Source organism: Bifidobacterium sp. WCA-178-WT-4B, assembly GCF_009696495.1.
Lineage (GTDB): Bacteria > Actinomycetota > Actinomycetes > Actinomycetales > Bifidobacteriaceae > Bifidobacterium > Bifidobacterium infantis.
In genome coordinates this window covers 116,735-131,939 of record NZ_VULV01000002.1, presented here as the reverse complement: position 1 = coordinate 131,939, position 15,205 = coordinate 116,735, and the positions used below count along the sequence as shown (strand labels likewise).

Below are 15,205 nucleotides of genomic sequence, written 5' to 3'. Positions count from 1 at the left end.
AGGGTGCTTTCTCAGCTTCAAGGGGCTGATTCGGCTCAGGAGACGGTGACTTTGATCTCGCGTTCGTGGGGTTCGTCGCGCGTGATGGTGAGCACGGCGTCAGTAATAGCCATTGGCTTGGTATCGGCAGTGTCGCCAGAATCGGCACTGTTGGTGTTGAGGTGAAGGATGACGGCGTACAGCAGTTCATCTTCGGGCGCATGCTTTGGATCAATGAGAGCGACTGGAATACCGGCTTCACGCGCATTGGTCAACGTCTGGTTCCAGCTCTCCCGGTTGGCGTCGGTAACGTCGATGCCGCTGATAACCACGATTTTGACCGCGCGAGCCACGAAATCGGCAACACCCTGCTGTGCGGTGGCCGCATTCTTGTCGACGCCAGTATGAGCATCCATACTATCGGCACCGTTTTCGCTGGTAGTGCCGGCGTCAGAAGATTCGGTTTCACCGGATACGCCATCAGTTGCGTTTGCCGAGCTTGCGGATGTTTCGAGCGAGGCATAGTAGACATTGAGTTTGTCATCAGACAGCGCATTGATGGCGGACTTGTCTGCGGCGGTATCAGTCGAGCCCACAAAGCCGACTGTGACATCCGTGGGATGTGTGGAATCGTGGGCGACTTCCGGCATGCTGTCTTGGGTATCGCCGACCGCCCTACCGGCCGGCGTGCAGGCGGCCAGGGACAACACAGCCGCCATGCAGGCCAGCAATCCGAGAATTCGTCGTGTCATATGCTCACCTGTCAGCGGGTAAACAGGGCCACCGTCTCAACATGGTGGGTCATCGGGTAGATATCGAAGGCACGGATGTCTTTGAGCTCGTAGCCTTCGCCGATGAGTGTCGCGGTGTCGCGTGCGAGGCTGGTGGGATCACAGGCGATGTAGACCACGCTGGATGCGCCGGCCGCGGCAATCTGGCGGCAGACCTTGGCACGAGCACCGGCACGCGGCGGATCAAGCACTACGACATTCGGCTTGGCCAGATGCGCCGGCACATGGTCCAGCGTGCGCGAGACGTCACCCGCGCGGGCATCCACATCGTTCAGGTTCATGGCGCGCAGGTTGCGCTGAGCGTTCTTGACGGCCACACGCGCGCCTTCAACGCTGAGCATGCGGGTGCGTTCACCGGTCATTGTGGCCAGCGGCAGGGTGAACAGGCCGGAACCGGAATACAGATCCCAGATTACGGCGTCCGCCGCTGACTGCAGCTGCCCGTTGACCAGGTTGATCACGTGCGTACCGAGGGCGATCGGCGCTTGGCGATGCACTTGCCAGAAACCGTTGGCGTCAACCTGATAGTCGAAGGTCGTGCCGTTGATGGTCACCTGTTCGGTGAGCAGCTGGGAGCCGGCGCGCAGTTCGCCGTCCACAAGTACGGCGTAATTGTCGTCTGCTGCCGCGGTATCGACGATCTCGCCGCGCGGTTCGGGCACGGAAAGACGAATCTGGGAGCCGGGTTCAAAGCCGCCCTCCCACACGTGTTCGCGCTTGGCGACGTCCAGCAGCGTGCGCGTGGCAAGCGGCATGGTGTCGATGGCCACGCGGTTGTGTGTGCCGCGCCGGCGCATGGATGGCATGCCGTTGTCGTCGGCAATCATTTCGATGCGGGTACGCCAATTGAGGCCGCCGGCTTCCTTGTCGCCGGGCATGCGCTCGATGGGAACGGCCACGTCGATATGGCCGAGTCGGCTCATCTGTTCGGAGACGGTGATGGCCTTCCACTTGAGCTGGCCGGGCAAAGAGACGTGCACGAGATCCGCGCCGCCCACTCCCCCGCCCATCGCCAAGGGACCGGCAAGTGGCCATGCCGGGGTGACTCGGTCTTCAGACGGCTCGAGAACCTCGACGACTTCGCCGGTCCAGAACCGGTCGTCCCGGTCGTGGGGCTCGTCAAGCTCGACTCGCACGAGTTCGTCGGGCAAGGCGAAGCGGACGAACACCACACGACCGTCGATATGGGCCACGCAGCGGCCTTGGTCAGCGTATCGTTCGATACGAACTTCAGCTTGCATCATCGTCCTTTCCGATTGCGCTCGGTTCGAGTTCGGCATCAACAGCGACTTCAGTCTGTGTCTTCCTAGCCGCGACCTTATGCCGGTGCATCGGCGTGGCAATAATGAGGTAACTCACCCAGATCGCCAACGCCCAGAACGGGATGCCCATGAGCAGGCGGGTCACGCCGAGTGCAGCCACATGGTTGGTCAGATACAGCGGCACCTGCACCACCAGCCGCAGCAGGAACAGACCGACCCAAAGGCCGGTGACAATCATATAGGCGCGTTTCAGGGCCTTGTCGTCCATCCAGTCATGGAACCATGCCTTGAAATGCTCGGTGGGCAGGCTACGAATGAATTCGACGACCAAACCCAGTCCGGGCACGCGCGCAATCAGCGACACGGCAAGCAACGCGGCATAGCCGGCATTGGTAATGAATCCGAAGATGTAGTAATTGCGGGCCTCATGAGTCTGCCATGCCCAAATCAGGCAGATGCCTACCGCCACCAGACCAGAGACCGCGCCCATTACCGACTGACGCTGAATCAGTCGCACAATAACCTGCGATACCGCCAACACGGCCGAAACCGCAATGGTGAGATTCAGATTGCTCGTGGCCACGAACAGTACGACGAACACCACGCCAGGCAGCATGGATTCGATGACGCCACGCGGGCCACCGATGGCGTCGATGACGGAGAAATCCTCGCCTTCATTGCCGGCGTCGGCTAGAGCGGACAGGCCGGTGCGTTTGTTGTCTGCCAAGTCTCTTCCTATAAATCAGCGAACTTCGGAGAACATCGGGCCGCGAGACAGCGTGGTCTTCACTTCGGTCTGCTGGTCCTGGCTCAGCGGACCCTTCGGCTTGTTGTCCGGAATGTCCTTGAAGTGTTCCTTGCCGTTCTCCTCGCCGGCTTCGGCCGCGGCCTTGCGCTCGGCGGGGGCGACCGGCGGATGCATCGGGATCAGATCGCGCGGCGCCAAAGGCTCCTCGCCACGCTCGACGACGATGCCGGCGAAGAACTTGTTCAGCGCCTCAGTCTCCGAGCTGTCCGGATCGATAGCAGCCTTGCCGGAGAAGATGCCACGCAGCATCCAGCGCGGGCCGTCCACACCAACGATGCGCGTGTTCACGGTTTTGCCGCCCTTGACATTGACCGGCAGCTTCAGTTCGGTGCCGAACACACCGTCCACTTCAGAAGCGACCTTGTTGGCTTCAAGCAGGTCACCGCGAACGTCGTCCCACAGTCCCAGGGTCTTGGGTGCGGCAAAGGCTTCGATCTCCAGACTGGAGGAGCCGAAGGTGATGGTGGAGCCAAGCACTTGCTGGGTGGCGCGGTTGGCCTTGATACGCAGCTGGATGCCCTGGAGGAAGGGCAGGTAGTAGGCACCGAGATCCAGATAATCGTCATAATCGGGCACGTCCTCATCGTTGACGTCCCACGGACCTCGCTCTTCTCCGCGGCCCTGGTATTCGCTGGATGGCTCCGCCAATACGGTTTCAGCGCTTTCCGCCTTTGCTGCGGCGTTTGCGGCTTCGGCGGCCACCTTGTCTTCATCGACAGGCTCAACGGCCGGCTCGGCTTCCTTCTTGCTCTTCTTCTTGCCGAATCCGAACAGTCCCATGATTCCTCGTTTCGTATAACAGTTGCAACCTTGCTAACACTAGCACTCAGGCTTAGAGAAAGCTGAGCATCGCGGCCGCCGGTGTCCGGTTCGATTCGTAGGGAGGCCAAAATAGTATGGCCGCATGACCATCACCATTACCACGTCTAACGTCAACGGCATTCGTGCGGCCAAACGCAAGGGCATCGAGGATTGGGCCGGCAAGCATGCGCCGGATGTCTGGTGCATACAGGAAGTTCGCGCGCCTCAAGACGATGTCGATTCTATTTTCGATGAATTTGGTTTCGAATACGCCACCGCCGGCAAAATCGAGGCACCGGCCAACCTCCATGCCATGAACGAGGTCTGCCGGGTGAAAGGCCGCGCGGGAGTCGGACTGCTCACCGACTTGGAAGTGCTTGACAAGCGATATGGTCTGCCAGGTCTGAGCGAGGATGTGGATTCAGGGCGTTGGATCGAAACCGATGTCAAAACGCCTGAGGGCTATACGATCACCGTGGCATCCGTGTATGTGCATGCTGGCAACACTGACGATCCGACCAAAATGGAACAGAAGTATCGTTTTCTGGACACGATGCTGAAGCGCATGGGAGCGTTGCGGGACGAGGCTGCGCATGGCGGCAAACAGGCCGTGCTCTGCGGCGATTTCAACATCGCGCACACGCCGCTTGATATCAAGAACGCCAAGGCCAATGAGAAGCACGCCGGATTTCTGCCCGAAGAACGTGCCTACGTGGACAAATGGCTGGACGAATACGAGTTCGTGGATGTGATGCGTTCGTTGGCCGGCGACATTCAGGGGCCATACACCTGGTGGAGCCAACGAGGGCGCGCTTTCGACAACAATGTCGGCTGGAGAATCGACTACCAGTTCGCCACGCCCGAGTTGGCGGAGACCGCACGCGGATTCGTCATCGACAAGGCTCCCACGTATGACAAACGCTGGTCCGATCACGCCCCACTCACGATCACATACGAGGTATGACGTATTCCGTGGGACAACATCCGAAAATCGACGATTTTCGCGGGCCGTCCCACACCCCACAGCATGAGTAATTATCGACCACACTAAGAATGGCGTAATTCCGGGCTTCGTGAGAAATCTGCTGTGGGACAACACTCATGTCCATCGATTGATGTTGATGTTGTCCCACAAATTGTGGGACAACATCGGGAAAACACCAATTTTTGCGTTTTCGTCCCACGCGAACCATCATGCAAACCTGCACATACGAATATTGGGTTCTTTCCACGGATGGAAAGAACCCAATACAATGCGCTCAAACGCAGATTATCAGTCCAGACCGAGTTGGAGCTTGCCGCCGGGGATGGCGTCGAGCAGGTCTCGGGTGTACTGCTTCTGCGGGTGGTCGAAGACCTCGTCGGTGGTGGCGTGCTCCACGAGCTTGCCGTGCTGCATCACCACAACCTCGTCGGCGATCTGGCGGACTACGGCCAGATCGTGGGTGATGAACAGGTAGCTCAGGCCCTTTTCGGCCTGCAGATCGTTGAGTAGGTGCAGCACCTGATCCTGCACCAGCACGTCCAGAGCGGAGACGGCCTCATCGCACACGATCACGTCCGGGTCCAGGGCCATGGCTCGTGCGATGGCGATACGCTGACGCTGGCCGCCGGAAAGCTCGTTCGGGTAACGGCCCATCACGGAAGCCGGCATCTCGACCATGTCCAGCAGTTCCTTGACACGGTTGGCTCGCCACTTGGAATCGCCGATCTTGTGGATGCGCAGCGGCTCCTCGATGGAACGGAAGATGGAGTACATCGGGTCGAGCGAACCGTAGGGGTTCTGGAACACCGGCTGCACGTGGCGGCGGAAACCGAGCAGATCCTTGGCCTTGAACGTGGAGGTGTCGCGGCCTTCGTAGAACACCTTGCCGGAAGTGGGCTTCAGGAGGTGAAGCACCATGTTCGCCACGGTGGACTTGCCGGAACCGGATTCGCCCACGATGGCCAGGGTGGTGCCGCGCTTGACGGAGAAGGACACGTCGTCGACGGCCTTGAACATCTCCTTCTTGCGGGGCAGCTTGAATTCCTTGGTCAAGTGGTCGACGGTGATGATGTGCTCGCTCTTCTCAAGCGTGCTTTCGCCGGCGATGTGGTGATCGAGCAGGGCGTCCGCGTTCTCACCGCGCTCCTTGGCGGAGATGATGCGCTGGGAGGCCAGCGACGGGGCGGCGGCCACGAGTCGCTTGGTGTACGGGTGCTGCGGGTGCTGGAGCACTTCCAGGGACGGTCCGGATTCGACAACCTGACCCTTGTACATCACGACAATGTGCTGGGCGCGCTCAGCAGCAAGGCCCAGATCGTGGGTGATGAACAGCACGGCGGTGCCCAACGAGTCGGTGAGCATGTGCAGGTGGTCGAGGATGCGCTTCTGCACGGTCACGTCCAGGGCGGAGGTCGGCTCGTCGGCGATCAGTAGGTCGGGTCTGCAGGCCAGGCCTATGGCGATGAGCGCACGCTGGCGCATACCACCGGAGAACTCGTGCGGGAACTGACGGGCACGGGTAGCGGCGTCGGGCAGACCGGCCTCGGACAGCAGACCCGCGATACGGTCATCCATTGTGGAGCCGGTGACGTACTTCTTGGCGAGGTACCAGGCCTGATCATCGGCCACACCGGCCTTGATGAGGTCGTCGGCCACGCGCCAACGGGTTTCGGAGCCCGGAACCCATTCGTTGGTGAAGCGGGCGACGACCTTGTCGAAGTCCTCGCCGGACACGCCGGCTTCGGTCAAAGCTTTCTTGGCCTCGGTCATGAGCTCGGGCAGTTCCTTGGCGCCGAGGAAGGTCTCGTCGTCGTTGCCCTTGACTTCGACCTCGTCGCCGGCCAGGGCCTTGGCGAGGGCGGAGCGCTTCTCGTGGGCCACGTCCATGTTGTTGGCCTTCAGCGCCTCCTTGACCTGGGATCCGATACGCCACACCGGGTTGAGGTTGCTCATCGGGTCCTGAGGCACGAGACCCATCTTGGTACCGCGCAGCTTGTCGAACTCGCTCTGCTTGGCGCCGGCGATTTCCTCGCCGTCAAGCTTTATGGAACCGTTGACCACGTGACCGGTGCCGGGCAGCAGGCCCAGCACAGCCATGGCGGAGGTGGACTTGCCGGAGCCGGATTCGCCCACGATGGCCACCCACTGGCCGGGGTAGACGGTGAAGTTGGCATCGCGCACCGCATGCACCGGCTTGCCGGTGTCAGTGGTGAAGTCGATGGCCAGATCCTTGACCTCGAGCAGCGGACCATGCTCTTTCTGCATAGCCAGCATCTTGGCGTTGGTGTTGTCAGTCATAATGATTCTCCACTCCCCTCGCTCAGGCCGTACGGCTCTTCGGATCGAGGGCGTCCTTGACGGCGTCGCCCATCATGATGAACGCAAGCACGGTGATGGCCAGTGCGGCGGACGGGTAGAACAGCACCATCGGATCGGTCTGCAGGTTGGTCTGCGCGCTGGAGATGTCGCCGCCCCAGCTCACCGTGGTGGTGGGCAGGCCGACGCCGAGGAAGCTCAGCGTGGCTTCGGCCACGATGTAGGAGGCCAGCGAGGTGGTGGCGATGACGATGATCGGGGCCAGGGAGTTCGGCAAGATGTGACGGAACAGGTTTCTGGCAGGCGTGGAGCCGAGGGCCGTGGAAGCGGTGTTGAATTCGAGGTTCTTCGATTCCAGCACGGCGCTGCGGGCGATGCGGCATACGCCGACCCAGCCGAAGAGCGTAAGCACCAGCACGATCTTCCATATGGACTTGGAGGTCTTGAACATCTGGAGCACCACGATGGCGCCAAGCAGCATAGGCAGCGCGAAGAAGATGTCGGTGATACGGCTCAGCACTGCATCAATCCAGCCGCCGAAGAAGCCGGCGACGGCGCCGATCAGGGTGCCGACGATCACGACCAGCAGCGTGGAGAGCACGCCGACGGACAGCGAGGTGCGCGTGCCGTAGATCACGCGGGTGTACACGTCGCAGCCTTGCAGGTCGAAGCCGAAGGGGTGGCCGGCGGTGGAGGGGCTCAGGGAGTTGCCCAGATCGCAAGCGTTCGGGTCCTGCTTGGTGAACAGCCCGGGGGCGATGGCCACCACGATGATGAAAAGAATCAGCAGCCCGGAGATGATGAACAGCGGGTTGCGGCGCAGGGTGCGCCATGCGTCGGCCCACATGCTGGTGGCCGGAGCAGATTCGTCGACGGAATCGATGTCCTGCAGCGGGGTCTCCTCGATTGGAGCTACGTAGCGGTCTTGACCAGGCAGGGTTTCCATGAAGTATTCGGTTCCCGGTTCGCCGGTCTCGTTGAGTTCGTTCTCAGTGGTTTCGTTTGCCATTATCGCTCACTCCTCCCGGCTCACGCGTAACGGATACGCGGATCGAGGGCCGCGTACAGCAGGTCGACGACGAGGTTGCACACCACGAAGATCAGCATGAGCAACGTGACGATGGACACCACCAGGTTAGCCTCGCCCTTCAGAATGGACTGGTAGGTGAGGAAGCCGATGCCGTGGATGTTGAAGATCTGCTCGGTGATCATGGCACCACCCATCAGGGCGCCGATGTCCTGACCAAGGTAGGTGACGACCGGAATCAGGGAGTTGCGCAGTACGTGGCGCAGCATGACCTGACCGTTCGACATGCCTTTGGCGCGGGCGGTGCGCACGTAATCCTCGGCGATGTTGGAGGAGATCTCGGAACGGGTCAGTCGGATGATATAGGCCATCGACACCGATCCGAGCACCATGGCCGGCATGAGCAGATCAAGGAAGCCCGGGTCGGAACCGGCGGTCACCGGCAGGATCGTCCACTTGATGCCGAGGATGTACTGCATGACGAAGCCGGTGACGAAGGTCGGCACGGAGATGAGCAGCAGGGACACGATGAGGATGACGGTGTCGTACCACTTGCCTTTCTTGAGGCCCGAGATGATGCCGAAGACCACGCCGAAAATCGCCTCGAACACGAACGCCATCAGGCCGAGCTTGATGGTGGTCGGGAAGGCGCGGGTGATTTCGTCAAGGACGGACTGTCCGGCGAAGGTCTCGCCGAAGTTCAGGGTCAGTGCATTCTTCAGGTAGATGAGGTACTGCACGATGAACGGCTGGTCGAGATGGTATTCTGCGCGGATCTGGGCTGCGACGGCCTCATTGACGGGCTTGTCTCCGAACATGGCCTTGACGGGGTCGCCCGGCAGGGCGAAGACAAGGGCATAGACCAGAAGTGTCGTACCGAGAACCACGGGGATCATCTGCAGAATGCGTCGCAGAAGATACTTACCCATACGGTTGCTCCTTATTTCCTAGACCGGCCAGAAAGGGTATAGTACGCCCCCGCCGGTCGATAAATACTCCGACAGTTTACCGCATGCCCGGACTGTGATATGTAAATTTGCGTTAACGCAAGGTTTGAGATTGGGCAATGTTGGTGGATATGTCCATGGTTGCGGTCGGATAGTGGATACTTTAACTTGGTTCCCGATGGCGTGAGCAAGCACCCCTCACACAACAAAAAGGGCGGGGATCTTGCGATCCTCGCCCTTTATTTCCGAACTACCTAACGGTATCCGTTCAGTGAGTCAGACTCACTTCTTGGACATCTCGGTGTAGGTCGGGAGGTTCTGCCAATCGAAGGCGTAGCCGGACTTCACGTTGAGGGAAGCCACACCGGAGGCGTTGGAGTAGTACAGCGGGATGGCCGGAAGGTCGTTGAGGAGGATTTCCTCAGCCTGCTGGTACAGCTTGTTGGCGTCATCAGTGCTGGAAGCGGCAGCAGCCTGCTTGCACAGGTCATCGAAGGCCGGGTTCTTGTAGTCACCATCGTTGGAGCCGTTGCCATCAGCAGCAGCGGTGGAGTACAGCTGCCACAGGTAGTTCTCGGCGGACGGGTAGTCAGGCTGCCAGCCGGTACGGAAGGCGCCCTTCATCTGACGGTTGGTGACCGCGTCACGGAATTCCTGGAAGGTCGGGATCGGGTTGGTGGCCGCGTCGATGCCCAAGTTGTTCTTGAGCTGGTTCACGACGGCGTCGTAAAGCGGCTTGGCACCACCATCGGCGTTGTAGGAGAAGGTGAGCTGGCCGTCGTACTTGGAGATGGCGTCAGCCTTGGCCCACAGTTCCTTGGCCTTGGAGGCGTTGAACTTCAGGTTGTCGGCACCCTTGAGGGAGTCGGAGTAGCCCGGGGTCTTCGGGGAGGTGAACTCGGTGGCGGCGGTGGCGTTGCCGTTCAGCACCTTGTCGATGAGCTGCTTGCGGTTGAGGGCCATGGAGATGGCCTGGCGACGCAGCTGGCCTTCCTCGTCGTTCTTGAAGTGGTCAAGGGAGGACGGGATGGTGAAGGTCTGGATGACGGAGCCGGCCTCGGAGTATGCCTGGACCTTCTTGTCGGTCTTGAAGGTCTTGGTGAAGGCGGCCGGGACGGACTCCATCACGTCGAGGTTGCCGGCCTGAATGTCGCGGTAGGCGGCGGAGTCGTCGGTGTAGACCTTGAAGGTCACGCCATCGTTCTTGACGTCCTCGTTGCCCTTGTAGTCAGGGTTCTTGACGAGGGCGATTTCCTTGTTGTGGTCCCACTTGGAGAACTTGTACGGGCCGTTGCCCACAGGAGCCTCGCCGAAGGCCTTCGGGTCCTTGTAGAAGGACTCAGGCAGCGGGGCGAAGGCCGAGTAGCCGACCTTAATCGGGAACACGGAGTCGGACTGGTTCAGGTCGACGGTGAAGGTGGTGTCGTCCACGACCTTGAGGCCGGAGAGCTGCTCGTCACCCTTGAGGCCATCCTTCTGCAGATCGTCATAGCCGGCGATGGCGGAGAAGAAGGAGGAGCACTTCTGGGCGTTCTTGGCGTTGGCCACGTAGGACCAGGCCTTGGTGAAGGACTCAGCGGTCACCGGAGTGCCGTCGGTGAACTTCCAGCCAGACTTGATCTTGATGGTGTACTGGGTGGCGTCATCGTTCGGGGTGATGGACTCGGCCACTTCGTTGGAAGCCTTGCCGTCCTTGTCGAAGGAGACCAGACGGGAGAACAGCAGGTCGACCGGCTTGCCGCCGCCGGTTTCGTTGGTGTTGCCCGGGATCAGCGGGTTCTGCGGTTCGGAGTTGTACGCAGTGATGATGTTGGAGCCAGCGGTGTTACCGGAGGCAGCGTTGCTGTTGGAGCCGCCGCAGGCGCTCAGCAGCATGGCCACGGAGCAAGCCATGGCAGCGAAAGCAAGAGCTTTCTTCTTCATATGATTTCTCCTATTCATTAGGTTGCAGGACGTCTCAGCCCCGCCTCATGCGAACGGGGCTGGATTCCCCGTCACCGTGAGACTTGCATCTCACGATGTCTCGAACAATCCAACCCCGTTGCTGATTACCTGTCATTTTTGCGCACTTGGGAGACAAGCAGTGTATTTTTTGTTACACCCATGTAAAATTCAGGTGTTCTTGCCGGCTAGGTTCAGTCTTTGCTGAGTTTGTTAACCAATGTCCACATAGTGGTCATGCCCGCGGAAAGGCCTGTCCGTAACGGCTCTTGAGCTGCTCGATGGAGACGTGCGTATAGCGTTGTGTAGTTTTCAAGGAGGAATGCCCGAGCATCTCCTGCACCTCCCTCAAATCGGCACCGCCGTCCAGTATGTGCGTGGCGGCGGAATGACGCAACGCATGGGGGCTGATGTCCGGCACGCCGGCCTCTCGGGCCGCTCTGTGCACGATGTCACGGGCTATGCGTTGGTCGATACGGCCGCCTCGTGCGCCGAGGAACAGGGCGTTGGCAGCACGGGACTTGACTGCATCCGTTGCCGTACGGGCCAGTACCGGCCGCCCCTGTTCCAGCCAAGTCTCCAGCGCACGCTGGGCGGGTAGTCCGAACGGCACCACGCGTTGCTTGTTGCCTTTGCCGGTGACTTTGATGGTGCGAGTGGAGAAGTCGATGTCGGCGATATCCATCGACACCAGTTCGGCGACACGGATGCCGGTGGCATACAGCAGTTCGAGAATCGCGGCGTTGCGCTGCGATTCGGCGGTGACTCGGGCGTTGTTGCGCTTGTCTGCACGGACGGGTGCCTCACTGCGGTTTACGGTATCGGCCGACTTATCAGCTGTCTTGCCAGCTGCCTTGCCGCTGCCGGACACGGCTGCCGCTCCCCCATCGTCCTTGTACTGGTTTGTTGCAACGGCATGTTCAGCGACATCCAATAATTGCTCGGCCTGGGATTCGGTGAGCACCGCGGGCAGCGTGCTGGGAATCGAGGGAGTCATCAGTGTGGCGGCCGGGTCGGTGGTGGTCACCCCATGCTCATAGGCCCACGCGAAGAACCCGCGCACGGCCACGGTTTTGCGGGCCATGCTGCTGCGGGCGTGATCGCGCGATTCCACCGCCATCCAGCTGCGCAGATCATCCAGCGTGATCTCGTTCAGATCGGTCACGCCGCGCAGCTCGAACAGGTGCAGGCATGCCGTGAGATCCGCGCGATACGCTTTGAGCGTATTCGCTGACAGGCCGCGGTTGGACTTCAGATAGGAGACGAAGGAGTCGATATCGCCGTCGAACTGCGTAGATGACACTCTCGTTCTCCTCCGAATTCTTTATGGCCTTGGGTTACGGCCGGGGTGGCGTGTTACGCCGCTCCGGCACGGGTTTCAATGTGGCAATCTGTTCCTGATGGATGGTCACGTTCTGGGCCGGGCGCGAACCATTGGCGGCGGCGTCACGCACCATCTCCAACGTGTATCCATCCCAGGAAACCACATGCCCCACATAGTCGCGGAACTTCATACGGTGGTCGACCGGGTCAATGCCGTCGGTGATGCGCACCACCACGCGGGCACCGGCCGGAATCTGCCTTGGTAACGTCATACGTCATCATCCCCTTAACCATCCACCGCATCAACTTCGATGCGTTTCCCGAAAAACGGTACAGACTACCTTACTCCTTTGGGTCTTTCGAATAGCGGAGCCACACGGTCTTCTCACGAAAACAAGCGGGAACTTCATCCCCCTCGCGCAGCCTTCTTCGTGACGGGCGGCGAGGGGAACCTGCACACGGGCTACATGGCGGGGCGCAGTTGGACGATGGCCTGACGCGGATGGATGAAACCGGTGATGGCTTCTCCCCGGCGTGCGGAGAACAGCAAGGTCTGCTGCCAGCCGGCTTCGGGGACGGCGAGCTCGCGTTCCGGGAATCCGGCGGCAGTTGTGCCGGCTTGCTGCGCGGTGGCCGTACCAGCTTGTGCAGCGGTGATGCCGGCTCGCGTCACGGCGGCCTTGTACCGGCGGAAGGGGTCGCCTTCGGCGAAGAATCCCATCACATCCTGCTCGCCGTCGGCACCAGCGTGCAGTTGGTCGGCCATATCGGTCAGACGTGCCGCCATGCGACGCAGCAGCACTTCGACGTTCAGCGAGTCTTCCTCGACCATCGCGCGCGTGCGGTCCGGGTCGGTCAGGGACACGCGGGTCATGTCCCTCCAGCAGCCGGCAGCCAGCGCGGCGGCGATGTTGCGGTCCGGGTTGGCGACCAGTTCGTTGATCAGCGCGGTGGACACCACATGCGGCATGTGGGAGATCATCGCCGCGGCCTTGTCATGCGTTTCGTCGTCCACGACGATGACGCGGTTGCCGACGTCCTTGGTGATCATCGCGGCGACGTCGAGGAAGCGGCGGTAGTCCGTGGACTCGTCCACGGTGATGGCCCATAGGGCCCCGTCGTACAGATGCGGGTCGGCGGCCTGCCAGCCGGACAGTTCGTTGCCGGCCATCGGATGGGCGCCGACGTAGCACTTCCCCAGCGCGGCAGCCTTGACCTGATCGCGGACCATGCCCTTGACTGAGCCCACGTCGGTGAGCGTGGTGTTCGGATGGTCGCCCATAAGCGGGGCTAGGGCGGCGAGGATTGAGGGCATCGCCTTGAGCGGATTGCACAGCACGACCACATCCGGCTCGGCATCCATGAGTTCGGAGAGCGTGCTCTTGCAGAAAATGCCATCGGCTTCGGCCTGAGCGTAGGGGTGCGAGCGATGGTTCCACGCGATGACGCGTACGCCACGCTCGGTCAGGCGGCGTGCGAGCGAGCCGCCAATCAATCCGAGTCCGACGATTCCGACTGTGTCTACCACAGCAGTTCCTTCCTTGCTCCCTCGGCGTACTGCCAGCCTTCCGACGCGCGATTGGTGATGTGGACGCCGCCCTCGGGCAGCATCCAGGCGTCGACCGGCGGGTTCGGGCGTTCGCGGCGTGGGTAGACGGCCAAGGTTTTTGCCCAGTCGCCGTGTCCGGCGATCTCTTCCAGTGCGGTGCGGAATCTTGGCTCCCAGGGGGCGGCGTCAAGGGTGGCGATGAAGCTGTAGGTTCCGTCGTGGCCTTTGATCGGGCGCGAGATGAAGCTGGTCATGTTCAGCCCCGCATCACGCAGGACGTCCAGCAGGTCGGCGAGCACGCCGGGGCCGGTGACCAGCGGGATGAAGGTGATGATGGTTTCGAAGTCGCCGGCGTCATTGCGGTGGGCGCGGGCGTTGAATTCCTGGACCACATCACGCGGGGCGATGACAAGGAATTCGGTGTGCGCGCCATCGAAATCCTGCACATGTTCGGCGAGGGTGTCGAGATCGTAGAGTTCGCCGCAGATGCTGGGGCCGAGCGCCACGCGGCCGGGCTTCAGGTCGCGGCAGGCGGCGGCGTTGGAGGATGCGGGTTCGGGCTGCAAATGGTGTTCGGTGATGAACCGGGTGCATTGGGCCAGGCCGTGCGGGTGGGCGCTGACGGGGTTGCCGGTGCAGTCGCAGATGCTGTGGCCGCGCACGGTGAAGGCGTTGAAGGCCACGTCCACACTGATCCGGGCGAAGCCGGCCGCGTCGAGGGCGTCGATCAGCGCGTCGAGATTCGGGACCACATAGCCTTCGACGTTGTTTTCCCATGCGATGACGCCCCAGCCTTGGCGCGACTGTACGGCCTGCATGATCGCGGGCACGTCGGGCAGGGCGGTGAGGTCGAAGTCGCCGAGTGTGGCGAACTGGTCGGCGGCCGTCATTGCCGCCTGATGGGTGAAGGTGCCTTCCGGGCCCAAGTAAAACAGTTTCATGCGTGCCATAAGGTTCTATGGTAGCGGCCGTAATCCCCTACGCCCGCCGATACGCGACGCATTCCCGGAAATGTGCCGCCATATATAGTTACGCGCGCGATTCAGAATGAGTGGGAATAACGAACCAGCGGGCGGGAAGAATGAGCAGGACGACTTGGACCAGTATCAGGCCGTACAGCCAGATGTAGCCGGCATGCTGGGAGAAGAACGGCATGTCGCCTTGGAATCCGGCGACGATGAGCGCCTTGCCGTAGGTGGTGGTCAAGGCCATGCCCCACGCGGTCAGCGAGGAGGCGATGAGGTGCATGGCCAGGCCGACCGCGCCCATGCGCGAGCGGGCGCACCATGTCGATAGGCCGATCAGCAGAAATGCCAGCACCAGACCATACGGAATACTCAGTTCTGCACCCATACGGTGGGCGAACGTGCCCACAAAGGCGGAAGCCACGCCCGCCGCAATCGTGATCAACGATTTGACCAGCGCGTTCTGGCGATACGACCACGGACGCAATTCAGCAGTGCTCTTCACAGTCAT

14 protein-coding genes are annotated in these 15,205 nt (G+C 61.2%); 1 reads left to right on the top strand and 13 read right to left on the bottom strand.

Going from position 1 to position 15,205, the window contains the following annotated elements:
* Window positions 1-35: 35 nt before the first annotated feature.
* The 4 genes from FYJ31_RS02350 to FYJ31_RS02335 are packed head-to-tail and all read right to left on the bottom strand — an operon-like array spanning window position 36 to window position 3,620.
* Window positions 36-731: a hypothetical protein gene (locus tag FYJ31_RS02350; RefSeq protein WP_154535874.1), complete on the bottom strand. Its 696-nt coding sequence runs from the start codon at window positions 729-731 to the stop codon at window positions 36-38.
* 11 nt (window positions 732-742) lie between these two features.
* Window positions 743-2,011 carry a class I SAM-dependent RNA methyltransferase gene (locus FYJ31_RS02345; RefSeq protein WP_007052620.1) on the bottom strand — a complete coding sequence of 423 codons (1,269 nt, stop codon included), beginning with the start codon at window positions 2,009-2,011 and terminating at the stop codon, window positions 743-745.
* Complete coding sequence (locus FYJ31_RS02340) at window positions 2,001-2,759, bottom strand: DUF3159 domain-containing protein (RefSeq protein WP_154535872.1); 759 nt, start codon at window positions 2,757-2,759, stop codon at window positions 2,001-2,003. Before FYJ31_RS02340 ends, FYJ31_RS02345 begins: the two co-directional genes overlap by 11 nt.
* A gap of 15 nt (window positions 2,760-2,774) precedes the next feature.
* A complete protein-coding gene (locus FYJ31_RS02335; RefSeq protein WP_154535871.1) occupies window positions 2,775-3,620 on the bottom strand; it encodes a DUF3710 domain-containing protein in 846 nt (281 codons plus the stop codon).
* A 124-nt stretch (window positions 3,621-3,744) separates the two neighbouring features.
* Here FYJ31_RS02335 and FYJ31_RS02330 point away from each other — a divergent pair, with 124 nt between their 5' ends.
* Entirely contained in the window at window positions 3,745-4,605 is an 861-nt protein-coding gene (locus tag FYJ31_RS02330) for an exodeoxyribonuclease III (protein ID WP_060620898.1), read from the top strand.
* A 309-nt stretch (window positions 4,606-4,914) separates the two neighbouring features.
* On the opposite strand, the gene FYJ31_RS02325 is transcribed toward FYJ31_RS02330, so the two are convergent.
* The 9 genes from FYJ31_RS02325 to FYJ31_RS02285 form a co-directional block, all read right to left on the bottom strand.
* A complete protein-coding gene (locus FYJ31_RS02325) occupies window positions 4,915-6,924 on the bottom strand; it encodes a dipeptide ABC transporter ATP-binding protein (RefSeq protein ID WP_154535870.1) in 2,010 nt (669 codons plus the stop codon).
* 22 nt (window positions 6,925-6,946) lie between these two features.
* Complete coding sequence (locus tag FYJ31_RS02320) at window positions 6,947-7,951, bottom strand: ABC transporter permease (RefSeq protein WP_012577290.1); 1,005 nt, start codon at window positions 7,949-7,951, stop codon at window positions 6,947-6,949.
* Window positions 7,952-7,971: 20 nt separating this feature from the next.
* Window positions 7,972-8,898: an ABC transporter permease gene (locus FYJ31_RS02315; protein WP_154535869.1), complete on the bottom strand. Its 927-nt coding sequence runs from the start codon at window positions 8,896-8,898 to the stop codon at window positions 7,972-7,974.
* A gap of 300 nt (window positions 8,899-9,198) precedes the next feature.
* Window positions 9,199-10,839, bottom strand: a complete 1,641-nt coding sequence (locus FYJ31_RS02310) for a peptide ABC transporter substrate-binding protein (protein ID WP_154535868.1) — start codon at window positions 10,837-10,839, stop codon at window positions 9,199-9,201.
* A gap of 253 nt (window positions 10,840-11,092) precedes the next feature.
* Complete coding sequence (locus FYJ31_RS02305; RefSeq protein WP_326831161.1) at window positions 11,093-12,160, bottom strand: tyrosine recombinase XerC; 1,068 nt, start codon at window positions 12,158-12,160, stop codon at window positions 11,093-11,095.
* A gap of 34 nt (window positions 12,161-12,194) precedes the next feature.
* Window positions 12,195-12,452 carry a DUF6725 family protein gene (locus FYJ31_RS02300; protein WP_007052610.1) on the bottom strand — a complete coding sequence of 86 codons (258 nt, stop codon included), beginning with the start codon at window positions 12,450-12,452 and terminating at the stop codon, window positions 12,195-12,197.
* A 191-nt stretch (window positions 12,453-12,643) separates the two neighbouring features.
* A complete protein-coding gene (locus FYJ31_RS02295) occupies window positions 12,644-13,708 on the bottom strand; it encodes a prephenate dehydrogenase (RefSeq protein WP_012577286.1) in 1,065 nt (354 codons plus the stop codon).
* Window positions 13,702-14,679: a prephenate dehydratase gene (locus FYJ31_RS02290; protein WP_154535866.1), complete on the bottom strand. Its 978-nt coding sequence runs from the start codon at window positions 14,677-14,679 to the stop codon at window positions 13,702-13,704. Before FYJ31_RS02290 ends, FYJ31_RS02295 begins: the two co-directional genes overlap by 7 nt.
* Before the next feature lie 79 nt (window positions 14,680-14,758).
* The gene (locus tag FYJ31_RS02285; protein WP_174773964.1) at window positions 14,759-15,205 is read right to left on the bottom strand and encodes an alcohol dehydrogenase; all 447 of its coding nucleotides are present in this window, start codon (window positions 15,203-15,205) and stop codon (window positions 14,759-14,761) included.

What these genes read in the sequence shown, in the direction of transcription:
- FYJ31_RS02290 (WP_154535866.1), bottom strand. Translation starts at nt 14,679, where the DNA reads ATGGCACGCATGAAACTGTTTTACTTGGGCCCGGAAGGCACCTTCACC.
- FYJ31_RS02330 (WP_060620898.1), top strand. Translation starts at nt 3,745, where the DNA reads ATGACCATCACCATTACCACGTCTAACGTCAACGGCATTCGTGCGGCC.
- FYJ31_RS02350 (WP_154535874.1), bottom strand. Translation starts at nt 731, where the DNA reads ATGACACGACGAATTCTCGGATTGCTGGCCTGCATGGCGGCTGTGTTG.
- FYJ31_RS02285 (WP_174773964.1), bottom strand. Translation starts at nt 15,205, where the DNA reads ATGACTGTGAAGAGCACTGCTGAATTGCGTCCGTGGTCGTATCGCCAG.
- FYJ31_RS02310 (WP_154535868.1), bottom strand. Translation starts at nt 10,839, where the DNA reads ATGAAGAAGAAAGCTCTTGCTTTCGCTGCCATGGCTTGCTCCGTGGCC.
- FYJ31_RS02325 (WP_154535870.1), bottom strand. Translation starts at nt 6,924, where the DNA reads ATGACTGACAACACCAACGCCAAGATGCTGGCTATGCAGAAAGAGCAT.
- FYJ31_RS02315 (WP_154535869.1), bottom strand. Translation starts at nt 8,898, where the DNA reads ATGGGTAAGTATCTTCTGCGACGCATTCTGCAGATGATCCCCGTGGTT.
- FYJ31_RS02300 (WP_007052610.1), bottom strand. Translation starts at nt 12,452, where the DNA reads ATGACGTTACCAAGGCAGATTCCGGCCGGTGCCCGCGTGGTGGTGCGC.
- FYJ31_RS02345 (WP_007052620.1), bottom strand. Translation starts at nt 2,011, where the DNA reads ATGCAAGCTGAAGTTCGTATCGAACGATACGCTGACCAAGGCCGCTGC.
- FYJ31_RS02335 (WP_154535871.1), bottom strand. Translation starts at nt 3,620, where the DNA reads ATGGGACTGTTCGGATTCGGCAAGAAGAAGAGCAAGAAGGAAGCCGAG.
- FYJ31_RS02320 (WP_012577290.1), bottom strand. Translation starts at nt 7,951, where the DNA reads ATGGCAAACGAAACCACTGAGAACGAACTCAACGAGACCGGCGAACCG.